Annotated in this window: 16 protein-coding genes; 6 read left to right on the top strand and 10 right to left on the bottom strand. The window is 66.4% G+C overall.

Annotated elements, in window-relative coordinates; translation table 11 throughout:
• Positions 1-623 precede the first annotated feature (623 nt).
• Positions 624-1,316, top strand: a complete 693-nt coding sequence (locus tag U1E69_RS20130; protein WP_322246200.1) for a sugar transferase — start codon at positions 624-626, stop codon at positions 1,314-1,316.
• A 412-nt stretch (positions 1,317-1,728) separates the two neighbouring features.
• On the opposite strand, the gene U1E69_RS20125 is transcribed toward U1E69_RS20130, so the two are convergent.
• Positions 1,729-1,983, bottom strand: a complete 255-nt coding sequence (locus U1E69_RS20125) for a hypothetical protein (protein ID WP_322246199.1) — start codon at positions 1,981-1,983, stop codon at positions 1,729-1,731.
• Between the two features lie 386 nt (positions 1,984-2,369).
• Here U1E69_RS20125 and U1E69_RS20120 point away from each other — a divergent pair, with 386 nt between their 5' ends.
• Positions 2,370-4,190, top strand: coding sequence for an ABC transporter ATP-binding protein (locus U1E69_RS20120; RefSeq protein WP_322246198.1), 1,821 nt, complete (start codon positions 2,370-2,372; stop codon positions 4,188-4,190).
• A 67-nt stretch (positions 4,191-4,257) separates the two neighbouring features.
• The gene (locus U1E69_RS20115; RefSeq protein WP_322246197.1) at positions 4,258-5,097 is read left to right on the top strand and encodes a 2OG-Fe(II) oxygenase; all 840 of its coding nucleotides are present in this window, start codon (positions 4,258-4,260) and stop codon (positions 5,095-5,097) included.
• Between the two features lie 3 nt (positions 5,098-5,100).
• On the opposite strand, the gene U1E69_RS20110 is transcribed toward U1E69_RS20115, so the two are convergent.
• The gene (locus tag U1E69_RS20110; RefSeq protein WP_322246196.1) at positions 5,101-6,309 is read right to left on the bottom strand and encodes a glycosyltransferase family 4 protein; all 1,209 of its coding nucleotides are present in this window, start codon (positions 6,307-6,309) and stop codon (positions 5,101-5,103) included.
• Positions 6,306-7,781 (bottom strand): hypothetical protein, encoded by a 1,476-nt coding sequence (locus U1E69_RS20105; protein ID WP_322246195.1) that lies wholly within the window; start codon positions 7,779-7,781, stop codon positions 6,306-6,308. The genes U1E69_RS20110 and U1E69_RS20105 overlap by 4 nt, the downstream gene beginning before the upstream one ends.
• 168 nt (positions 7,782-7,949) lie before the next feature.
• On the opposite strand from U1E69_RS20105, the gene U1E69_RS20100 reads away from it, so the two are divergent.
• The gene (locus U1E69_RS20100) at positions 7,950-8,930 is read left to right on the top strand and encodes a glycosyltransferase (protein WP_322246194.1); all 981 of its coding nucleotides are present in this window, start codon (positions 7,950-7,952) and stop codon (positions 8,928-8,930) included.
• A 72-nt stretch (positions 8,931-9,002) separates the two neighbouring features.
• Here the strand turns inward: U1E69_RS20100 and U1E69_RS20095 are convergent, their stop codons facing one another.
• Positions 9,003-10,238, bottom strand: a complete 1,236-nt coding sequence (locus tag U1E69_RS20095; RefSeq protein ID WP_322246193.1) for a glycosyltransferase — start codon at positions 10,236-10,238, stop codon at positions 9,003-9,005.
• Between the two features lie 11 nt (positions 10,239-10,249).
• Positions 10,250-11,086, bottom strand: a complete 837-nt coding sequence (locus U1E69_RS20090) for a glycosyltransferase family 2 protein (RefSeq protein WP_322246192.1) — start codon at positions 11,084-11,086, stop codon at positions 10,250-10,252.
• 233 nt (positions 11,087-11,319) lie between these two features.
• Here U1E69_RS20090 and U1E69_RS20085 point away from each other — a divergent pair, with 233 nt between their 5' ends.
• Positions 11,320-12,099 (top strand): WecB/TagA/CpsF family glycosyltransferase, encoded by a 780-nt coding sequence (locus tag U1E69_RS20085; protein WP_322246191.1) that lies wholly within the window; start codon positions 11,320-11,322, stop codon positions 12,097-12,099.
• An 11-nt stretch (positions 12,100-12,110) separates the two neighbouring features.
• Positions 12,111-13,070, top strand: a complete 960-nt coding sequence (locus tag U1E69_RS20080; protein ID WP_322246190.1) for a glycosyltransferase family 2 protein — start codon at positions 12,111-12,113, stop codon at positions 13,068-13,070.
• Between the two features lie 3 nt (positions 13,071-13,073).
• Here U1E69_RS20080 and U1E69_RS20075 read toward each other — a convergent pair whose 3' ends face one another.
• The 5 genes from U1E69_RS20075 to U1E69_RS20055 all read right to left on the bottom strand — a co-directional run bounded on the left by U1E69_RS20075 (position 13,074) and on the right by U1E69_RS20055 (position 21,353).
• The gene (locus U1E69_RS20075; protein WP_322246189.1) at positions 13,074-14,411 is read right to left on the bottom strand and encodes a hypothetical protein; all 1,338 of its coding nucleotides are present in this window, start codon (positions 14,409-14,411) and stop codon (positions 13,074-13,076) included.
• A gap of 6 nt (positions 14,412-14,417) precedes the next feature.
• Positions 14,418-15,026, bottom strand: coding sequence for a polysaccharide biosynthesis/export family protein (locus U1E69_RS20070; RefSeq protein ID WP_322246188.1), 609 nt, complete (start codon positions 15,024-15,026; stop codon positions 14,418-14,420).
• A gap of 161 nt (positions 15,027-15,187) precedes the next feature.
• Complete coding sequence (locus U1E69_RS20065; RefSeq protein WP_322246187.1) at positions 15,188-16,126, bottom strand: hypothetical protein; 939 nt, start codon at positions 16,124-16,126, stop codon at positions 15,188-15,190.
• A gap of 14 nt (positions 16,127-16,140) precedes the next feature.
• On the bottom strand, positions 16,141-16,785 hold the full coding sequence (locus U1E69_RS20060; protein WP_322246186.1) for a 4'-phosphopantetheinyl transferase family protein: 645 nt from the start codon (positions 16,783-16,785) through the stop codon (positions 16,141-16,143).
• Positions 16,782-21,353, bottom strand: coding sequence for a MupA/Atu3671 family FMN-dependent luciferase-like monooxygenase (locus U1E69_RS20055; RefSeq protein WP_322246185.1), 4,572 nt, complete (start codon positions 21,351-21,353; stop codon positions 16,782-16,784). Before U1E69_RS20055 ends, U1E69_RS20060 begins: the two co-directional genes overlap by 4 nt.
• Positions 21,354-21,359 lie beyond the last annotated feature (6 nt).

Raw genomic sequence — 21,359 nt, 5'->3', positions numbered from 1 at the left:
AGGTGAACTGGCTGCTGGAACTGCCGGGGCCGCTTTTTGTCCTTTCTGTCGCCTGGCACCGTGGACGGGGCGGAAATCCGGCCTGAGTGTGGCGATGACGAATCGCCAATACGGTCTTCGGAAGGCCTCGGATGCATCGGATGCCTTCGGTTCGGGCGGCTCGGGTGGTTAACGGACCACGTTAACAAAAAATTCACCGTTTCGAGATTCAGCATAATTTCGTGCTTAGAACGAGTGTGCAAATGCGCCTTCACCGCGGTTGCATGCCGCACTGCAGCAGCGGCGGCCAGGCCCGCCCGCCAAAACGCGTGGAAAAACATGGCAATGCTGTGGCGAAACTTCGCTTTGTTGCCAAAATCCTCTGGACTCGGGTTCCGAGGACCCGTTTCCAACCGGTGCTCTGCTCGGCTTGGAATACAACCATAGCGTGTAAGCTGATGAGAAGTAACCACTTTCTGTGCGTTTCGTCACTTATGGCGACATTGCGGCACTGGAACCAGAATGGTAGAAGCAGGTTGTGAAGTAGACGGCGTTGCGAGTGTCAGGTTGAGACCGGGTCGGCAGTATAGGGCCGGTTTGGCAGGATTTCGCTCAGCGATTATACCCTTTCGGAGGCGTTGCAGATGGATGTTCGTTCTGAACTAAGCGAGCCCAATTTCGAGCGACCTTCGATCACTGTCGGTCAGGGTTGGGTGCGGGTCCGGAAGGAGCCGCTGTATCGTCGGGTTCTCAAGCGCTGGATGGATGTGGTCCTGGTTGTCATGGTCGCGCCGTTTGTTGTGCCGGTCGTGCTGATCCTTGCGCTTGTCCTGAAGCTGACCGGCCATTCGCCGTTTTTCTTTCAGGACCGCGTTGGCAAGGATGGCCGCATCTTCAAGCTATGGAAGCTGCGCACCATGGTTCCCGATGCTGATGCCCGGCTACGGGCCTATCTGCAAAGCGACGAGGCCGCGCGCCAGGAATGGGACTCCTTCCAGAAACTGTCGTCCGACCCCCGGATTACCGAATTTGGCCAATTTCTTCGCAAAAGCTCGCTTGATGAGCTGCCGCAGCTCTGGAACGTGCTGATCGGCGACATGAGCCTGGTCGGTCCCCGCCCGATGATGGTGGACCAGCAGGAGCTTTACCCCGGCAATGCCTACTACGCCCTGCGGCCCGGCCTGACCGGCACCTGGCAGATCTCCGACCGTAACCAGTCCACCTTCGCCCAACGCGCCGATTTCGACGCCGAGTACGAGCGCAACCTGACGTTCTTCAAGGATTTGAAGATCCTGCTGGCGACCGTGGGTGTGGTGCTGCGGGCGACTGGGAAGTAATCGGCGGCTGCGCCGGAATGTCCCGTGGACTGTTCCTGATCCAGGCGAAAAGCGCGACCCCGGGCAACAGGATGGTCGTTCCGGCCGCCGGATAGGCAAGCAGCACGGCCCAGATCGGAAAATCGTAAAGAAACAGGACCACCGAAACACTGGCAGCGCCAAACATAGCGATCAATACCAGGCCCAATGCCATCCACGTCTCCCCGCTGGAGCGCCATCGTTACATAACCCCGAACAGTTCTACAACCTAGGCTTCTCGGGGCATAGCGTCGAGAAATTAAGCGTGACTGAATCCTTTGCGACAGGCATTTTTGACAGTGTGTGGCAGAACTTGGCCGATGTTGTGCGGGCCAATGAGATCATTTCCGCCAAGTCGGGTCGGCGAAGGACCCTGACCCCGCAGCGCAGGAGATCAGGCCTGCGTGCGCATCAGCTGCGGACCGGAAGACTGGCGGGACCGGATGCTCCACACGGCGGCGGTCATCAGCAGCGTCAGGCTGCAGACGGCCGGGTAGCTGATCACGACGGCCCAGACCGGAAGCGACAGGGCCAGCGTCATTGCCACTGCGCCCATTCCGACCAATGCGGAAAACAGAACCATCCCTGCCATCATCTCGCGCATCCCCTGTGCGGTGTGTGCAGTCAGGGTGTTGCTGCGCCGTGGCAAGATTATGTCCTTGGATTGGAAAATCTGCGTCGCATCAACAGCATGGGTCCGGGGCGCATGGGGGCGATCAGGGGCCAGCCAGAGGCCGCCTGTGGAAGGCGAACAGGCGAGGCCAAGGTTCGGCCTCAGGTTGCGGGGCACGGGTCTTGTGGGATAGCGCGAGTCAAGCTATTGGCATTCCTAGGGAATTCCTTTGCAGCCGACCCGCCTGCCCATCGGCTTTCGCGGGACCAAGCCGGGTGCATCGACGCACAAACGGTAGGCGCGGCGACATGTCGCAAGCCCAAGGCTTTGTCAGGGCAGGCAAATCCGGAAGTTCCCGAGGAATGCCTTTCTTTTGTCATTCCGGGGCAGCAAGGTGGGTCCGGAAATCGGGGTGAAGTTCATTGATCGCGACATATCGCAAGCTTTTCGCATTATTCGACCAGGTCGAGCGCAAGCGATTCTGGCTGCTTACGGCGCTGATGGTCATGGTTGCGGTGGCCGAGATCATGGGCATTTCGGCAGTCATGATGCTGCTGAACGTCCTGTCTGCGCCAGATATGGTGCAGACCAACGCCCGCATGGCGGCCGTTTACGACTGGTTCGGTTTCGACAGCACCTTCTCGTTCCAGGTCTGGCTTGCGGTCGGTGTCCTGGTCGTGGTCATGGCCGGATTGGCGGTCAAGGCGCTTGGGACCTATGCGCTGATTCGGTTCTCGACCATGCGCGGCTATACGGTGTCGACGCGTCTGTTGTCGGCCTATCTGAGCCAGCCCTATCCCTGGTTTCTGGACCGCAACAGTGCCGAACTGGGCAAGAACGTCCTGAACGAAGTTGACGGCCTGGTTGCCCGGGTGATCCAGCCCTGCCTGCGCCTGGTGGCCAACAGCCTGCTGGTTCTGGCGATTCTGTGCTTCCTGATGGTCGTTGATCCTTTGGTCACGGTGTTCTCGGCCCTGGTGCTGGGCTTGGGCTATGGCCTCATCTACCTGCGGTTCCGCGGTCGGTTGCACCGCCTGGGCGAGGACATGATGAACGCCTTCGAGGACCGCTTCGTCGTCGCGCAAGAGGCGACGGGCGGCATCAAGGACGTCAAGGTGATGGGCCTTGAGGCAACCTATGTCAGCAGCTACGCCACCGCGGCCTACAAGGCCGCCCATTCCGGCGCGACGATGGGGGTCATGGCGGAACTGCCGCGCTTCATCCTGGAAGCGATTACCTTCGGAACGCTGCTAGGGCTGATCCTGCTGCTGTTGTTCCGCAACGAGGGCAATATCACCGCCATCGTCCCGACCCTGGGGGTCATTGCCTTCTCGACCATGCGGCTTTTGCCGTCGCTGCAGCAGATCTACCACTCGCTGGTGTCGATCCGCGGGGCCACGCCAATTCTGGACACCATCGTGCACGACATCGCGGCGACGCCGCCGCGGCCGATCCTTGAGGCGCCCACGCCAAAGCCGATGGCGCTGGAACGCTCGCTGGAACTGTCGAAGATCAGTTTCGGCTACGCCAATGCCGAACGGCCGACGCTGCGGGGGGTGGACCTGTCGATTGGCGCGCGGACCACGGTGGGGATCGTGGGCGGCACGGGGGCGGGCAAGACGACGCTGGTCGACCTGGTGCTGGGCCTGCTGACGCCGGATGAAGGGACGATCCGGGTGGACGGCGTGCCGATCACCGACGAAAATCGGCGCGCCTGGCAGATGACCCTGGGCTATGTACCGCAACAGATCTTCCTGACCGACGACACCATTGCCGCCAACGTCGCCTTCGGGGTCCCGAAGGACCAGATCGACATGGCGGGGGTGGAACGCGCGGCGCGCACGGCGGCACTGCATGATTTCGTCATGTCCGACCTGCCGCAGGGCTATCAGACCCTGGTCGGCGAACGGGGCGTGCGCCTGTCGGGCGGCCAGCGCCAGCGGATTGGCATCGCGCGTGCGCTTTACCGCGACCCGACGCTCTTGATCATGGACGAGGCGACGTCGGCCCTGGACAACATCACCGAGCGCGTGGTGATGGAAGCGGTACAGAACATCCGCGCCGACAAGACGATCATCCTGATCGCGCACCGGCTGAGCACGGTGAAAAGCTGCGACACGATCTTCCTGATGGAGCGTGGCAGGCTTTTGGCCCAGGGCAGCTATGATGAGCTTCTGGCCGGGAACGAAGTGTTCCGGCGGATGGTTTCCGGCGGGGTAGAGGAAGCCCATGCCGAAGTTTGAACGTTCCACCATTGATCCGCACCCGGGCCGCCTTCCGGTCCGTGGCAGACTAGACTGAGAGGTTATCATGTCCGTCAATTCCCTGGTCATCGACCCTGAAACGCTGTTGATCTCGGCCGATGAGGCGCGCGAGTTCGGCAAGGCAGCTGCCCCCGAATACCGCAGCCGCAGCCCCTATCCCTATGGCTGCTTCGACAACTTCATGCCGCCCGAGATCCTGGACCGGGTCCGCGAAGAGCTGCGCAGCCTGCCGGCGGCCGAAAGCTTCTTCAACCGCCCGCAGGAAAAGCTGAAGGCGGCCTACATGCCGGAACGCCTGGGGCCCTATACCCGCGCGCTGTTCCATTCGCTGAACTCCAAGGCGTTCCTGGCCTTCCTGGAAGAGCTGACCGGGATCGAAGGGCTGATCCCCGACCCCTATTTCGCGGGCGGCGGCATCCATGTGGTGTCGAACGGCGGGCACCTGGATATCCACGCCGACTTCAACCACCACGGCAAGCTGAACCTGGAACGCCGGATGAACGTCCTGATCTACCTGAACAAGGACTGGAAAGAGGAATACGGCGGGTCATTCGAGGTCTGGAACGACGATATGACCGCCAAGGTCGCGGGCTTCGTGCCGATCTTCAACCGGATGTGCTGCTTCAACACCGGATCATCCACCTGGCACGGCAACCCCGAGCCGGTGAACCATCCCACTGGCGAGCCGCGGATGTCGATCGCGCTGTATTACTACACCGCGACATGGGACTCGACGCGGGAATCGCACACGACCCTGTTCAAGCCGCGTCCCGGCACCAAGGACACGAAGGACCGGCTTGAGGCGCGCCACCGCTTCCTGCACAACGTCCTGCCGCCCTTCATCTGGCGTCGTCTGGACGGACGGCTGCGCAAGCTGGGGATCTGATCCCTAGCTGCGACAGACCCGCGCGAGGAAGGTCGCAACCTCGCGCGCGATCACTTCGGGGGTGAAGCGGACCTCGACATCGGCGCGGGCCGACTGGCCCAGGCGCAGCGCAAGGGCGGGGTCTGCCAGCAGGCGCAGGCAGGCCTCGGCCATCATGGCTGCATCTTCGGACGGCACCAGAAGCCCCGTGTCGCCGTCCCGCAGGATCTCGGCGCAGCCCCCGGCCCGGGTGGCGACCACGGCAGAGCCGGCAGCCAACGCCTCGATCAGGGCGACGCCAAAGGTTTCATAGCGCGAGGCGATCAGCGTGATCGGGTGATGGCGCCGAAGCTCAGAGATCTCGTCGCGGGTGCGATGTCCCAGGACCTCGATCCGGTCGCGGGTCGCGGCGGGCAGACGGGCAAGGGCCTGGGAAAGGTGCAGGCGGGACCCGTCCGGCTGCAGGATACCGCTGTCGGGGCCGACAAAGGTCAGGCGGGCCTCGGGATGGGTGGCGGCGACGCGGGCGAAGGCGTCCAGCAGGATGTCGGCACCCTTGATCCGGTCGAAGCGCCCGATGAACAGGAGCCGGGGGTCAGTGGACTGCGCCGCTGGTCGGTCGAGGGTGGGAAGCGCCACGGCATTGCCGATGACGGTGGTCGGGACATCTGGCAGGCCCCATTCCGCGCGCGTCCGGTCCAGAACGTCGCGCGACGGCGAGATGATCGCGTTGACACGCTGCAATCCGGCCTGTTCCCAGTTTTCGCGGCGGGCGTCGGGCCCGCGCTGCGGCCGCGTGGGCGTGACACGGTGCAGCCATTGCGGCCCGTGCAGCGTCGCCACCACCGGGATCGCGACTACCGCGCGGACGGCCCCGGCCCAGCCATAGGATTCCTCCATCAGCAGGACCTCGATCCCGTGCTCCCTTATCGCCTGCTGCACGCCCAGGATCAGCTTGCGGATGTTCACACCGCGCAGGCCCATGTCCGGGAAGAAACGGCCGGCAAGCCGTTCGGGTAGGCTGAACGGCAGGGGCGGAAGCTGCACCACCCGGGGGTCTCCGTGCGGCCCGTCAATCACCCCGGTCAGGATCGTGACCTCGTGTCCGATGGCTTTCAGGCCCTGGGCCAGATGCGCCGTGGCCGAGGCGATGCCGTTGGCCGTGGCCGTGCCGGGCCAGGCCGGGGTCAGAAGCCCGATCCGAAGCGGTCGGGCGGCAGGGCTGGGGGTCATCGTGCGGTTCCCCGAGGCTCCGACCGTTTCTGGCGCAAGGGGGGGGCTGTTTCTTCGTTCATCAGCCAGGATGCACGCAGATTGGCCCCGGCGACCGGACCCGCAAGCGCACCGGCGTCTTTCGGATCACGCCAGAGCACATAGCCCGCGATTGCCCCTGCCATGAGCCAGACATAGTTTACCAGGCCGGCGTTGGGCAAAAGGTCGATCAGGTTTGCCGAAAGCACCATCATCAGGCCCGGAGTGATCAGTGAAACCCCAAGTTGTCGATGGCGCAAGGCATAGAACAGGATCGGCGCGGTCAGAAGGCCGAAGCGGCCGATGTAGCCGATCCAGCCAAACATGCCGATGAAGATGATCCAGATCCCGTCCGTGGTACTGATCATCCGGCCGGTCGCCGGATCGTACAGCTGATTGCGACCCCAGCTGCCCCATCCGGCCAGCGGCTTGTCGTTGGCGTGGTCCAAAAGCGCGTCTTCATTGTCCAGCCGGAACCGCAGCGAGGCGGCGCGATCCTCGCTGATCGACAGGGCGAAGTTGTAGACCGTCTCGACCGGAATCCAGCCCGCACCGCGCAGCATCGGGTAGAACATCACGATGACCGCCACGACCACGGCCAGCATGATCTGCAACCGCCGCCCGAAAAACAGCACCGCCGCGCCAAAGACCACCGTCAGGATCAGCGCGGCCAGCGCCTTGGACAGGACCAGCACTCCGGCAAGCCAAAGCATCGTGATCAGCCATTTCCAGGCCGGGCGACCCTCGCGCCGGGCTTCGCGGTAAAGGATCGCCGCCGAGATGACGCCAATGCAGAAGTAGATGCCGACCATAAGCCCGTGGTTCAGGAAAACCACCGGGCGGAACCCGCCGTCGCGGATATGCTGGATGAAGTCGTGCGGGAAGAAGCCGTAAATCCAGTTGTGCAGCTGCGGGCTGATGCGGATCTCAAGAAGCGCGGGAAACGTATACAGCACGGCAGAGATCACGAAGGCTTCCAGAAGCGCGCGGTGACCGTCCTGCGTGTTCAGGTAGCGCAGCCCCAGCCAGAGCGGGATCAGCGTCGCCACGATCGTCGAGATCATGCTGAACGCGTCGTAAAGCCTTAGGCCCGGCAGATAGAGGCGGCCATTGATCATTGGCTCGGTGTTCTGCAGGACAGTCAGGAAGGGCGTCAGCAGGACCATCGACAGCAGGACGATGATCACCTGCCGCCCGAACCGCGCCTCAAGATCCGAGATGTACTGGCGTTTCGGTGCCATCAGCGCGCACAGGATCAGCGCCGAGAGGGCGGGCACCAGCGATCGGTCGATCAGCGGCAGCATCGGGATCTTGATGTGCATCGACGAGGGCAGCAGCAGATGGCCCGAGATCAGCGTCCAGATCAGCGCGCGCTGCAACGGCAGCAGCCGGAACAGCACCACCGCGAACAGCGGAAAGCTTAACAGAACAAGATAGGCAAAGGCGTTCGGCATCCGGGCCCGTTCGGCAGCGGTGGAATTGCCCTGTTCTACCCGGTCTGGCGCGCGAAGGAAAAGGCCATCTGGGTCGAAGCTGCGAATCCAGAGCAGTTTTCGCTTCTGTTGCCTTGGAAGCCTGCAGGAATTCCGTCAACATGCCGCCATGACCCGCCCGGATTCCACATGACGCCCGTGACCGACCACGACTCGACGCCGCGCCGGGTGGGGGCGGTGATTATCGGCCGCAACGAAGGGGCGCGACTCGTGGCTTGCCTCGCCTCGTTCCCGGACTGGGTGCGGCCGCTGGTCTATGTGGATTCGGGCTCGACCGATGGCAGTGTGGCCGCAGCGCGGGCGGCGGGGGCCGAGGTGGTGGCGCTGGACATGAGCCAGCCTTTCACCGCAGCGCGGGCCCGGAACGAAGGCTTTGCCCGCCTGCGCGCGCTGGACGCGCCCGAGTTCGTGCAGTTCGTCGATGGCGATTGCCGGCTGCAGCCGGGCTGGCTGGAGGCGGCCGAAGCCTTCTTGTCGACCCGTCCCTCTGTTGCCGTCGTTTGCGGGCGGCGGCGCGAAATCCATCCCGAGGCTTCGGTCTGGAACCGGCTTTGCGATGCGGAATGGGACACTCCACTGGGGCAGGCCAAGGCCTGTGGCGGCGATGCGCTGATGCGGGTGGCGGCGGTGGCAAAGGTGGGCGGCTATGATCCGGGCCTGATCGCGGGCGAGGAACCCGAGCTTTGCGTCAGGTTGCGTCAGGCGGGGTGGGAGGTCTGGCGGATCGACCGGGAGATGACCCTGCATGATGCGGCGATGACGCGGATCGGCCAGTGGTGGAAGCGCACGCGGCGCAGTGGCCATGCCTTTGCGGAAGGCGCTGCGATGCATGGGGCCCCGCCGGAAAGGCACTGGGTCGCCGAGACTCGGCGCGCTGTCCTGTGGGGCGCAGTCCTGCCGCTGGTCACTTTGCTGGGGCTGGTCGTGACGCCCTGGGCCGGGTTGCTGCTCTTGGCCTATCCGCTGCAGATCCTGCGGTTGTCGCGTCGACTGGGCTGGGAACGCGCGGCTTTCCTGGTGTTGGGCAAGGTCCCCGAGGCGCAGGGCGTGCTGGAGTATCACCTCAACCGTCTGCGGCGACGGCGGGCCGGGCTGATCGAATACAAGTAGCGACTGCTCCTCGTGCGACTTCGTCTTCTCGTCGCGAGGTTCGGCGATGGAAAGGATCGGCGCGAGCGACGCTTAGGGACGCAGCCGACCCTCTGGGCCGCCCTCACGGAAGAGTTGTGCCAGCCAGGCACCTTCCCGGGCGATGTCGAACCCTTGTTCGACGGCGCTGCGCCCGGCAAGGCCCATGTCGCGGGCGGCGTTCGGGTTGTCCATCAGCCGGATGATCCGGTCGACCAGCGTCGGCAGGTCGCCCGGCGGGACGGCATAGCCGGTTACGCCATCCTCGACCAGTTCCTGCACCCCCGCGACCCGGCTGGCGACGACGGGAATGCGTGACGCCAGCGCTTCCATGTAGACCACGGGCAGACCCTCGGCGAAGGAGGGCAGGACCAGCATGTCGGAATTGGCAAGCAGGTCGGCCACCTGACCCTGGGTCATGAAGCCCGCGAAACGGACCGCGCCGTCGATGCCAAGCGCCTTGGCCCGTGCCTCTGCCCCCGCGCGGGCGGGACCGTCGCCAGCAAGCGTCAGGGTCGCATCGGGGTGGGACTTCAACACCTCTGCCATCGCCTCGATCAAGAGAAGCGCGCCCTTGACCGGGTCCAGCCGCCCGACGAAGGCCACGCGCTTGCCATTGCCGCCGGGCGCGCGCCGGTAGGCCGCGGGAGTAACCCCACAATGGACGATGGCGATTTTCGACCAGTCGGCGGGTTTGGAGAACAGCATCAGCTGCGCGCGGCAGAAATGCGTGATCGCAACGACGAACTTGGCGCGGGCGATCTTTTCCGGCAGCGACCAGCGGTCGACCTCGAAGAAGATCGCGGGGCCATGTTCGGTGAAGCTGAAGGGGATGCCCGCCAGTTTCGCGGCGAGAACCGCGACCGAGCAGCTGGAGTTGGCGAAATGGTTGTGCAGGTGGCGGACCTTGTTGCGCGCCAGGTGGTCGGCAAGGACTCCGGCTTCCAGGAAGTAGAACAGCTGCCAAAGGAGCGCCTTGAGCCCCGGCGCCCGCATCCGGATCGCCATCGCCAGTGTCGCGGCCCAGGTGCCGGGGCTGCGCAGAACTGCGCTCCCGTGGGCGGCCAACAGTCGCAGAGGGTTCTTCGCGGCCTCGATGACGTAGAAGGTTTCGGCCCGGGCCGCGCGTTCCTCGTCGCCCATGAACGCCTCGGGTGCCGGTTTGCGGACCGAGCAGGTGAGGACCGCGACCCCCGCCGCACGGACGGCCTGGACCTCGCGCAGGATGAAGGTGTGCGACACCTTGGGATAGTCGCCGGTCAGGTAGGCGATGGGGCGGTCGTCGGTCATGCTGCTTCCTGTCATCGTCCGCGCGTCCAGTCCGCCGCCGGGGGCCGCATCCGCACGGCCAGGTGGACCGCAAGATAGACGAGGAACCCCAGCGGCACGCGCAAGGCCAGTCGCGCAAGGTCGGCTTTAGTCAGCGGGGCCTTGCCTTCGTTGGCGAAAAGGCCGGGATACAGGCGGCGCAGTTCGTCCACTCCCGCGTCCTGGCGACGGCGCACGCGGACGAGGTTTCCGAACCCCTCGACCATCGGCCAGTGATAGCGGGTAGGGACCTCGATCCGTTCGGCGGGCGTAAAGGACAGCCGGACAAAGGTGTCGTCCGAGATCACGGGCGGGAACGCGCCCCATCGCGCGCGACCGGCGACGTTGACGGCGAAAAGACCGGCCCCCACGGCCCCGCCGCGCACGAAGGGCAGGCGGCGCCAGACCGAGGCATAGGCGCGGGTCACCCAGGATTGCGCAGGGGCGACCGACAGCGTGCCCGTGGCATAGCGCGGGGCATCGGTGGCAAGGGCGGCGCGCAGCTGGGCCAGCATCTGCGGCTCGCAAGCGATGTCGGCGTCAAGGTAGATGCGGGCCCGACCCCGTGCTGCCTGGTCCCCGGCGTTCAGCGCCAGGATCTTGCCGCCCTGCGCCAAGTCAAGGACCCGCAGCGTCCAGCCCCTTGCCGCCGCCGCTGGGGCGTGGCTTTCGGCGATGGCGACCGTGCGGTCCCGGCAGGCATTGGCGACGACGAGGATCTCGACCGTGCCCGTGTCCCCCTGCTGCGCCAGAAGTGCGGCAAGGCAGCGGGCGATCCACGCCTCTTCGTCGTGGGCGGGAATAATCACGCTGAGATCAATGTCGGCCATCTGGAAATGCGTCTCGCTTCAGTCCTGGGCGAAGCTGGTCGATAACCGGGGCAGGATCAAGGCCATAGCCGCTTGTTCGTGCTTTGTCCGACCGGACGCGGCAACAATGCCTGGCAGAGAGGCGTGGTCGTCGCGGCAGACTGGATAACGGCAGAAAGGACTTGCAAAATCCGGCCAGAAGCCTTTCGGGTGAGGCAGCCGCCCACCCGGGCGACGCGATGCATGACCGACGGATGACCATGACAGCGGTGCCCCTTCCCAAGCCCGCGCCAGAGCCCCTGGGCCTGGTGAACTTTCCCACCGAAGCGGCGCTTCTGGCCGATGTCGAGGCGCACCTGACTGCCGGGCAGGGCTTTGCCATTGCGACCCTGAACCTGGACCATGTGGTCAAGATGCGTGCTAATCCTGACTTCCGGCGGGCCTACCTTGCGCACAGCCACGTGGTCGCTGATGGCAATCCCATCGTCTGGCTCTCACGGCTGGCGGGCCGCAGTCAGGTCGCCCTGGTGCCGGGGTCCGAGCTGATCCAGCCGGTGGCGGCGCTGGCGGCGCGGCTGGGGACTCCGCTGGCGTTTCTGGGGTCGACCGAGACGGTGTTGCAGGCGGCGGCGGCGCAGCTGAAGGCAGATCATCCGGGGCTAAAGGTCGTGGCCTGCCTGGCCCCGCCCTATGGATTCGATCCGGAAAGTGCGGCGGCGGATGCGCTGCTTGACCAGATTGCGGCCTCGGGCGCGCGGATCTGTCTTCTGGCGCTGGGGGCACCGAAGCAGGAGCTGCTTGCCGCGCGGGGGCTGGCGCGACATCCTCAGCTTGGGTTCCTGTCGATCGGCGCAGGGCTGGACTTCATTGCCGGCCACCAGGTGCGGGCGCCGGTCTGGGTGCGCAAGATCGCGATGGAATGGCTGTGGCGGATGCTGAGCAACCCCCGGCGCTTGGCGCGGCGCTACCTGGATTGCGCCCTGGTGCTGCCGTCGCTGACCGGGGCGGCCCTGGCGGAGCGCAGGCGGAAATGACAGGGGCAGGGATGACTGGTGGACCGACCGTTCTGACGGTGCTGTTGAACTGGCGCACGGCAGAGATGACGCTGAAGGCGGCCGATGCGGCCGAGCGCGCGATGGAGGGCATCGCAGGCGCAATCGTGGTCGTGGACAACGATTCCGGCGACGGGTCCTTTGACCGGATGTCCGAGGCCCTGCGCGACCGCCCGCGCTTTCGCGTGGTGCAGTCGGGCTGGAACGGCGGTTTCGGGGCGGGCAACAACGTCGGTATCCGGCTGGGCCTGCCGGATGGCAGCCGACCCGACTATGTCTATATCCTGAACTCTGACGCCTTCCCGGCCCCCGATGCCATCCAGTTGCTGCGGGACTACCTGGACGCGCATCCCAAGGTCGGCTTTGCCGGCAGCTACATCCACGGGCCCGACGGCGAGGCGCACCAGACCTGTTTCCGCTTCCCCTCGGTCGCGTCCGAGTTGGAGGTGGCGGCGCGGACCGGCCCGATCTCGCGGCTTCTGGCACACCGGACGGTCGCCCTGCCGGTGCCCGAGACGACGGGGCCGGTGGACTGGCTGGCCGGGGCCAGCCTGATGATGCGCGACAGCGTGTTGCGTGACATCGGCCTGTTTGACGAAACCTTCTTTCTGTATTTCGAGGAAACCGATCTGTGCCACCGCGCGGCCCAGGCGGGCTGGCCCACGCATTTCGTGCATGAAAGCCGGGTAGAGCATATCGGGTCGGTCTCGACCGGCATGAAGGCCTGGCGTCGAGTGCCGGGCTACTGGTTCGACAGCCGATGGCACTATTTCAGGAAGACCGGCGGCACGATGCGCGCCGTGGCGGCGACGCTGGCGCATGTGACCGGCGGGGTGATCCTGCGGCTGCGTCGGCTGGTGCGGCCCAGCATCCCGCCGGGCGCACCGCATTTCCTGCGGGACCTGATGGGCCACGCGGCCCGTCAGCTGGTCCGCCCGGCCCGCAAGGGGTAAGGGTCAGGGGCGAATCTGGAACTCGCGGCTTAGCGCGACAAAGACACCGGGTGAGCGCGCCCGACCGTCCACATCATCGCGCACCCGATATTCGACGCCCGTATCCAGGTTCCAGTCCTGAGTCAGCTGCTGGCTGTAGCCCGCGCCGAACGAGACCTGCTCGATCGTTTCGACGTCGGAATTGCTTTGCTCATACGCGACATCCAGCGAGATCGACGAGATTTCGTTGATGTTCTTCGACCAGGTCACGCTGACGATCGAGGTCGCGATCTCGCCATCGTCGTCGTCGAAGCTGACGCGGTGCGCCAGTTCCAGACCAAGCGACCCGTCGGGCAGGTCACGATCCCAGAGCAGGCTGCCGACCAGATCGGTGCCAGTGGTGTCGGCCCGCGTGACGCCCAGTCGCGCCGAAATGGTATCGCGCGGCGTTTCCAGATCGCGGCCGATCTCGAAGGTTTCCCGACGGTCGTCGTCTTCGTCCGTCGTCACCCGCAGCAGCGCCGAGAGGGTGCCGACCGGCATGTCATAGGTCGCGCCAAGCCGCAGGTCGGGGCCGGTGACCCGCTCGATCAGACCGAAATCTTCGGTCTCGATCTCGGCGTAGCCAAGTTCGGCGCTGAGGTCTAGCCGGTCGCTGACCGCATAATCCAGGCCGGCGTAAGAGGTCAGCGTCTGGGTGACGGTCGTGCCGGCGGTTTCTTCCTCACGCTCACTGTAGCGCAGGCCAAGCCTGCCGGTCGCCACTTCGGAAAAGCGCAGGATCACGGCCGCATCGGCACGAGCTTCGGTGGTATCGACCAGATCGGGGTCGGTGACATCCTGGTAATCCGTCGCCTCGTACTCAAGACCGAAGGCAAAGCCCACGGCCGAGGTGCGGCCAGTCTCGATCCGGGCGGACACAGCGTAATCGGTCTGGGTGCCGCTTTCGTCTGCCGACGCCAGATCCTCGAAGCTGCCGACGTCGTCGTTGCGCAAAGTGGCGCTAAGTTCCAGCAACGCCGACGGCACTTCGCGCCGATAGTCCAGCGCCATTGCGGCACGACCGAAGTCCAGTTCGGTGCCCGTGTCGCCCGCCGGGTTCTCGATGATCGCAGCGCCCGAGGCCAGGAAGGACAGCCGGTCCAGGGCCGTTTCGCTGCGCAGGCCAAACGACAGGAAGGTCGCGTTGGCCACGTCGGTCCCTTCGGACGGGACGGCAAGCGCCTCGTTGCCGACGACTTCAAGACGATTTTCGATCCCGAAGGTCAACAGGACGCCACCGTCTTGCGCCCCTGCGGTCAGGGGCGACAAGGCGGTGGTGACGGCGCAGAACCCGCCGAACGCGATACCCGACCGGCGCATTCCGACTTACTCGAACAGTTTGCGCTGCGGGATGACGATCACGTCGCCACTGACCAGACGGGTCGCACCGCCGCCCGAGGCACCACGCTCGATCGCGTCGAGGTCGAAGTTGTAGACCCGCTCGGCCCCCGACTTGTCCACGCGACGCAACTGGACGCGCTTCTTGGCGGCAAAGGGCGACAGGCCACCCGCCTGAGCCAGCGCCTGCAGCAGCGTTGCACCCGGCTTGACGTCAACCCGGCCCGGAGCGTTTGCGGCCCCAAGAACGTAGACATCCATCGTGCGTTCGGCGGCCGGAGTGGACGGCAGCCGTTCGGCCAGCGCATTCAGCGTCACGAAGACAGTGGGCGGCGAGGCAAAGTTCGGCGCAAGGCGCGCGGTCAGGTCTTCCTGGACCTGGGCAAGGCTGCGGCCCGCGGCGCGGACCGAGCCGACGAGAGGCAGTGAAATCTGACCGTCGGGCAGCACGATGGCGCTGCGGTTCAGTGTTGCGTCTTCCAGAACCTCGATCTGCAAGACGTCGCCCGAACGGACGCGGTAATCCTGGGCCCAGACCGTGCCGGCCATAAACGGCAGGACGAAAACAAGGGCAAGCAAGCGGCGAAGGATGGACATCGAAAAAACTCCCATGCGACCGACAAGGCGGGGCGCGACTAAGCCAACAGTATTTGCCGCGCGCCACTTCGGAAAGAGGAAATGCACCTGCATCTGGGCCGAATCGGGGTGGTCGTGGGGCGGGATGCCCGTTTCAGCGGCGGGGTGGCGCAAATGCCACATCAGACAGATATGCCAGACAACCCCAGGCTGTGGACGACGTCGCGTGTCACCTCTTGCATCAGCTGTGCGACCTCGGGCTCGGGTGCGGTGGCGGGCGCGCCATCGGCCCGGGTCAGCGCTGCCGGAAGGCCCACCGGATCGGCGTGGTAAAGCACCGCGTAATGGACCAGCGCGACGAGGTAATTGCCCAGGTCGTTCAGGTGGATCGGGTCCAGAGTGCCATCTTCGGCCCGCTGGAAAAGGTCGGTGCGGTCGCGGACATTGCCCAGTCCGCCCTCAGCCTCGACCTTGCGGACGAAGGCGGCCAGCACCTGACCGGCGGGAATCATCCGGATCTGGGCGGTATGGGGCAAGTCCTTCAGCGCCGGGCCAAGGACGCGCGACAGCCAGTAGCGGTCCAGGTCGCGGTCCAGCCGTTCCAGCCAGCCGTCGGGGTCGTCCAGCGGATGCCAGGTCTCGTAGAGGTAAAGCCGGACGTCGGGGCGCGCCTTGATCGCTTTGCGCGCCCATTGCGCCAGATAGCGGGGGCTTTCGAAATAGCGGATCGAATCGCGGATTTCGACCATCTCGGTCAGGACCAGGGCATCGTAGTCACCGCTGGCCACCGCCTCTTGCGCCGCACGAAAGCGGGGATGGGCGTTCTCGGTCTCGAACCCGGCAATGGTGGCGTCGCCCCAATGGGCCTGCAGGGTGGTGCCCCAGCCAAGCTGGCTGTTGTAGCTGTGGCCTTTGGGGGCAAGCTGCGCCAGCATCGCCGGCATGTCGCGGTTCACCAGGCTGTGGCCCAGGTGGAAGACGTTCAGCGCCCCTTGCGGCGCGGGCAGGGACCCCGCGATTCGCGCGCGGACCGACGCAGCCGAGGGGGCCCGGGTCAGCGTCCAGTACAGCGAGCCCGCCACTGCCGCCCCCGCGCCTGCCAGACCTGCAAGGATCGCCATTCGTCGCGTCATCTTTACCATGCCACCCCCGCAAGAATCACGCCATCCACCAGCGCCAGCCGCCCGGTCAGGACCTGCCCGGCCCGGAACGCCCCGACGCTTGCACGGAACTGGGCATTGAAGCTGCCTTCGGCAAGGGTCACCTCCACCGCGTCAAAGCCGAACATCGCACGGGCGTCGAGGGGCTGCGCCTTGAAGACCGCCTCCTTGGCGCAGAAGACCTGCCGGACAAGCCGAGCGGTGTCGCCGTCCAGCCGCGCCAGTTCGTCCGGCGAACAGAAAAGCGGCCAAAGCTCGGCCTCAAGCGGTGTGTCGGGTTCCAGATCGACGCCCAAGGGCGCGCCGTGGCGGCCCACGGCGACGGCCAGATCGGCGTCATGGGCGATGGAGCCGCACAGGCCCGCAGGCCAGAGTGCCGCACGGTCCGGACCCATCGGCAAGGCGGCGGGCGGGTGTTCAAGGGCGGCAAGCACCCGGCGCGCTGCGGTGCGACCGGCTGCAAACTCGGCCAGCCGCCGGGGGACGGCGCCAGCGACCGCCAGGTGTTCGTCCGGCCAGAGCGAAGCCGGGTCATGCCCACCGATCCGCTGGGCGGCGACAGCGACCCCGGCGGGGAAAAGCGCGCGCAGTGCCGCCTCGACCGCCGGGACAGAGGTCATCCCATCGCCTTTTCCCGCGCCTCGCGCATCGCCCGGCGGCGCGCCATCGCATCCATGCGGGTGTCGGCCACGGAGTCGGCGGGTGCGGCTGTCGCAGGGGCGGTCATCGCGGCCAGGGCAGGGGCAGGGGCTGTCGGGGCCGGGATCATCTTGCCCAGATGCGCTGCCAGCGCCGAGACGACGGGGAAACGGAAGATGTCGGTAATCGCCAGCCGGTCGGAGTTCAGGGCCACCTTCATCTCGCGGTGGGCCTGCACCGCCAGCAGCGAATGGCCGCCAAGCGTGAAGAAGTTGTCCGACCGTCCGACCTGGGGCACCCCCAGGACCTTGGCCCAGACGGCGGCGATGGTCTCTTCGATCCCGCCTTCCAGCGCGACAGGCTTTGCCGTTGACTGGGGGGGCGCCACCGGGGCGGCGGCAAAGGGGGCGGGCAGGGCCTTGCGGTCGACCTTGCCGTTCGGGGTCAGGGGGAAGGCGTCAAGCTTGACGATGTGGGCCGGGATCATGACCTCGGGCAGGTGTTCGCCCAAGGTTGCCTTGACCTTCGGCTCGTCGATCACCCCATCGGCGGTGACATAGGCCACAAGGCGCACATCGCCCGGCTGATCCTCACGCGCGATGACGACGGCCTGGCGGATGCCGGAGACGGATTCAAGCGCGGTCTCGATCTCGCCCAACTCGATCCGGTGGCCGCGGATCTTGACCTGAAAGTCGGCGCGGCCGAGGTAATCCAGCTTGCCATCGGGGCGGCGACGGACGAGGTCTCCGGTCCGGTACATCCGGCCGTGCCCCGCGAAGGGGTCGGGGCGGAAGCGGTCGGCGGTCAGGTCGGGGCGCTGGAAGTAGCCCTGCGCCACGCCTTCGCCGCCGATCCAAAGCTCGCCCTCGGTGCCGTCGGCCACGGGGGACTGGTCGTCGTTCAGCACGTAAAGCGCCGTATTCGCAATGGGTTGGCCGATATTGACCACGCCTTCGGCCCCCGTCGTCGCCTCGACCGAGGACCAGATCGTCGTCTCGGTCGGGCCATACATGTTCAGGACCGGCGCGCCGATAAGGGTGGAAAGGTCCCCGGCCAGACGCCCCATCAGCGCCTCGCCCCCGACAAGCATCCGCTTCAGGCCTTTCAGCGCGGCGCGGGCGCCGTCGTCTTCGGCCAGCATCCGGGCCATCGACGGCGTGCATTGCAGATGCGTGACGCGGTGGCGCTGGATCAGGCCGGCCATCGTGGCGTCGTCTTCGCCGCCGGAGTTGGTGATCTTCAGAACCTCGGCAACCAGTTTCAGGCCGTCCAGCACAACCCGGGTCGGGATGCCGTAGTCGATCAGGCAGGCGACCTCGTCGATATCGATGGCTTTCAGCTCTTCGACCCTCTTCACCGCATCCTCGACGGTGCCGAACAGGCCCGAATCGTCGAAATAGCGCAGGAAGGCGAAGTCGAGGATTGCTTCCAACTCGTCCGGGGCAAGCGAGCCAAGGTCGATGTCCATCGGATTGGCCACGCCCTGCGGCTTCTTGAAGGCCGGGAAGGCCCAGGCGTATTGCTTGATCAGCGCGGCAGCCGAGCGGAGGTAGTTCTTCATCGGCTCGCGTGCGACCTCACGCGCGGCCTCACGGTCCGACGCCAGGAAGGTGTGCAGCATCAGCGTGACCTTGAACTTCGCCGGGTCATGCCCGGCCTCGGCCAGAGCCTTGCGGTAAAGCTTCACCTTGTCCGCCACTTCCGTGATGGACTGGCCCAGAAGGTGCGTCAGGACATGCGCGCCCATCTTCCCGGCCTCGCGCCAGGTTTCAGGGTTGCCTGCAGTGGTGACCCAGGCCTCGACCTCTTTGGACACGGGGCGGGGCTGGGTCTTCACGGCGAAGGGCGCGCCGTCCTTGCGGGGGAACTCCACCGCCTCGCCGCGCCAAAGCCTGCGGACCTGGTCAAGCGTGTCGAACAGCGCCTGACGGTTGGCGGGCGGCGTGTTTTCCGGCCGCAGGACAAAGTCGTCGGGCTGCCAACCCGAGGCGAAGGCCATCCCGGCGCGGCCGTTGGTCAGGTTGTCGATGATCGCCCATTCTTCGGCGATGCGGGCCGGGTGGTGCAGGGGCGCCACGATGCTGCCTGCGCGCACGCCGATGTTCTTCGTGATCGCCGCCGCAGCCGCCCCGGTGACCGAGGGGTTGGGGTAAGGGCCGCCAAAGGCGTGGAAGTGGCGCTCCGGGGTCCAGACGGCGACAAAGCCGTTCTGGTCGGCGAACTTGGCGCCTTCCAGCAGCAGCTCGTATTTCGCGGGGCCGGGCAGGTCGTCGTTGCCCCAGTAGTAGACCGAAAACTCCATCTTGCGGGGGTTGATCCCGCTGCCCCCCCCAGATCCAGCCGAGGGCCGCACGCGGGCGGCGTCGTCTGCAAGGACCACGGTGAAGCCGTTGGTCAGGGTCCAGAACAGCTCCAGCACCGAGATGTCGAAGCTGAGGGAGGTGACGGCCAGCCAGGTGCCCGCGTCGGTGCCAAGGACGTCGTCCATCCCGGCGAAGAAGTTCAGCGCGTTCCGATGGGTGACAACGACACCCTTCGGGCGGCCGGTGGAGCCCGAGGTGTAGATGACATAGGCCGGATCTTCGGCAGCGGGGCCGGTGGGGGGCGTGGCCGAAGCCTGGGCAAGCCGCGGGTCGGTATCCAGGATCAGCAGCTGCGGCCCTTGCGGCAGCGCGTCGGCGACGGCGGCTTCGGTCAGGATCACGGGGCAGCCCGAATCCTCGGCATAAAGCGCCAGGCGGTCGGCGGGGTAGGCGGGGTCCATCGGGACGTAAGCCGCGCCCGCCAGCTGGATGCCAAGCGCGCCCGCGACCATGTCGGTGGTCCGGCGGCAGGCAAGGCCGACAAGGCTGCCCTGCCCGACGCCCATGCCGCGCAGGGTGTTGGCGATGCGCGCGACGCGGGCGGCAAGGTCGGCGTAGGAAAGCTGCGTCTCGCCCGCGATGACGGCGGTGGCGTCAGGTGTCCGGGCCGCCTGGGCCAGGATCGCGGCGGGAAGCGTCAGGCGGCGGTCGTAGTCGCGGGCAGTCCCGGCCAGCGTGCCCCGGTAAACTTGCGTCTCGGCATCGGAGAGAGGCGAAAGGCTGGCGAGGTCGGCCTGCGGCTGGGCGGCCATCTGGGCCAGAAGGCGCGTGATCCGTGCGACAAGGCGGGCGGCCTGATCCCCGGTCATGCGCGACGCGTCGTGCCAGAGGGACGTGCCGGTCAGCGTCACAGTCGACCCGGCAAGGGGCGCGGCACCTGCGGTGACGGCAAGGCCCGCGGGCGCAAGGGCGGTCAGGCCGGGCTCGCGCAAGGCGAGGTCGGCGGCGAGGCCCGCCGCAGTGCGGGCGGCAGAGAGGGCTTTGGCGGCGCGGGTTTCGGCGGCGGTCACTGGCCCCGACGCTTCAAGACGGACCGGGACCCAGGGCAGAACATAACCCGGCGCGGGATCATGGCCGGTGGCAAAGGCGATGTCCCCGCCGGACCGCCCAAGCGCGCGAAGTGCGGCAAGCGCAAGCCAGGTCGGACCCGCGGCGGGCAGCGGGACCTCGCGCCAATCGGGGGTGCCGGACGCAGCGCCGTCGAGCACCGGGTCGGGTTTCAGAAGCAGGCCACGCAAGCGCGCTTCCGCCTCGGCGGCCGGGGCCAGGGCTGCGTCCAGGGCAGCCGCTTCGGCATTGGTCGGGGAGGCAAGTGCGGCCCCGGCGCGGGCGGTGTCGATTGGCAGGCCCTTGAGGCAGCTCAGGCCGGACAGCTTTACCGCACCCGTTGCGCAGGCCACGGTCAGGCTGCTGTCGTCGCGGGCAAGGATTGTGCCGGGGGTCCCGGCTCCCGCGACGGTGTCGGCATGGGCGACGGCCCAGACCTGGCCGGGGACTGCAACCTTCGCAACCGCAAGCGGGTTGCGGTAGCCGCCATGGTCCAGCGCGCGGACAGTGCGGGCCACGGCCTCGGCCGTCTGGGTGAAGTCCAGTCGACCGTTGGCCCGAGGCCGATCGGCGCGGCGCCAGACATGGCGGGCACCCGGCGCTTGCGGCTGGCGCGGCTGACCGCCGGCCTCCATCGCGCTGATCACCTCGGCAAAGCTGTCCACCGCCGCCGCAAAGCAGCGCGCGTTCAGGGTAAAGGCCGTGTCATCGGCGTCGATGGCAAAACTGCGGGTGGCCAGAACCTCGCCCTCGTCGATCCCGGCGGTCATCAGATGCCAAGTGATCGCGTGCGTGGCCTCTCCGTTCAAAAGCGCCCAGACCGGGGCGTTCAGGCCTGCATAGCCGGGCAGGGGACCGTCGTGGAAATTGACGCCACCTTGCCGGGCCAGCTGCATCACGGGCTCGGGCACCAGCGACAGGTTGGCGACCGACAGCACCCAGTCGACGGCCAGTCCCGCCGTCCGTTCGACCAGCCCCGCCCCCGGAGCGATCACCCGCAGCCCTGCGCCCGAGGCCCAGGCAGCGACCCGCGTCTCACGCGTGATGACGGCGGCAAGGCTATGGCCCCGCTCCAGCCAGCGCTTGCCGCATTCGACCGTCAGGCTTTCGTTGCCGATCAGAAGGGCGGTCAGGGTCATTTGTCT

The sequence above is a fragment of the Tabrizicola sp. genome (genome assembly GCF_034366665.1).
Lineage (GTDB): Bacteria > Pseudomonadota > Alphaproteobacteria > Rhodobacterales > Rhodobacteraceae > Tabrizicola.
This window is presented reverse-complemented; position numbering and strand designations above follow the sequence as displayed.

Bases quoted from the DNA above. Each gene is read 5' to 3' on its own strand.
- U1E69_RS20130 (WP_322246200.1), top strand. From the start codon at position 624: ATGGATGTTCGTTCTGAACTAAGCGAGCCCAATTTCGAGCGACCTTCG.
- U1E69_RS20115 (WP_322246197.1), top strand. From the start codon at position 4,258: ATGTCCGTCAATTCCCTGGTCATCGACCCTGAAACGCTGTTGATCTCG.
- U1E69_RS20110 (WP_322246196.1), bottom strand. From the start codon at position 6,309: ATGACCCCCAGCCCTGCCGCCCGACCGCTTCGGATCGGGCTTCTGACC.
- U1E69_RS20105 (WP_322246195.1), bottom strand. From the start codon at position 7,781: ATGCCGAACGCCTTTGCCTATCTTGTTCTGTTAAGCTTTCCGCTGTTC.
- U1E69_RS20100 (WP_322246194.1), top strand. From the start codon at position 7,950: ATGACGCCCGTGACCGACCACGACTCGACGCCGCGCCGGGTGGGGGCG.
- U1E69_RS20095 (WP_322246193.1), bottom strand. From the start codon at position 10,238: ATGACCGACGACCGCCCCATCGCCTACCTGACCGGCGACTATCCCAAG.
- U1E69_RS20090 (WP_322246192.1), bottom strand. From the start codon at position 11,086: ATGGCCGACATTGATCTCAGCGTGATTATTCCCGCCCACGACGAAGAG.
- U1E69_RS20085 (WP_322246191.1), top strand. From the start codon at position 11,320: ATGACCATGACAGCGGTGCCCCTTCCCAAGCCCGCGCCAGAGCCCCTG.
- U1E69_RS20080 (WP_322246190.1), top strand. From the start codon at position 12,111: ATGACTGGTGGACCGACCGTTCTGACGGTGCTGTTGAACTGGCGCACG.
- U1E69_RS20075 (WP_322246189.1), bottom strand. From the start codon at position 14,411: ATGCGCCGGTCGGGTATCGCGTTCGGCGGGTTCTGCGCCGTCACCACC.
- U1E69_RS20070 (WP_322246188.1), bottom strand. From the start codon at position 15,026: ATGTCCATCCTTCGCCGCTTGCTTGCCCTTGTTTTCGTCCTGCCGTTT.
- U1E69_RS20065 (WP_322246187.1), bottom strand. From the start codon at position 16,126: ATGGCGATCCTTGCAGGTCTGGCAGGCGCGGGGGCGGCAGTGGCGGGC.
- U1E69_RS20060 (WP_322246186.1), bottom strand. From the start codon at position 16,785: ATGACCTCTGTCCCGGCGGTCGAGGCGGCACTGCGCGCGCTTTTCCCC.
- U1E69_RS20055 (WP_322246185.1), bottom strand. From the start codon at position 21,353: ATGACCCTGACCGCCCTTCTGATCGGCAACGAAAGCCTGACGGTCGAA.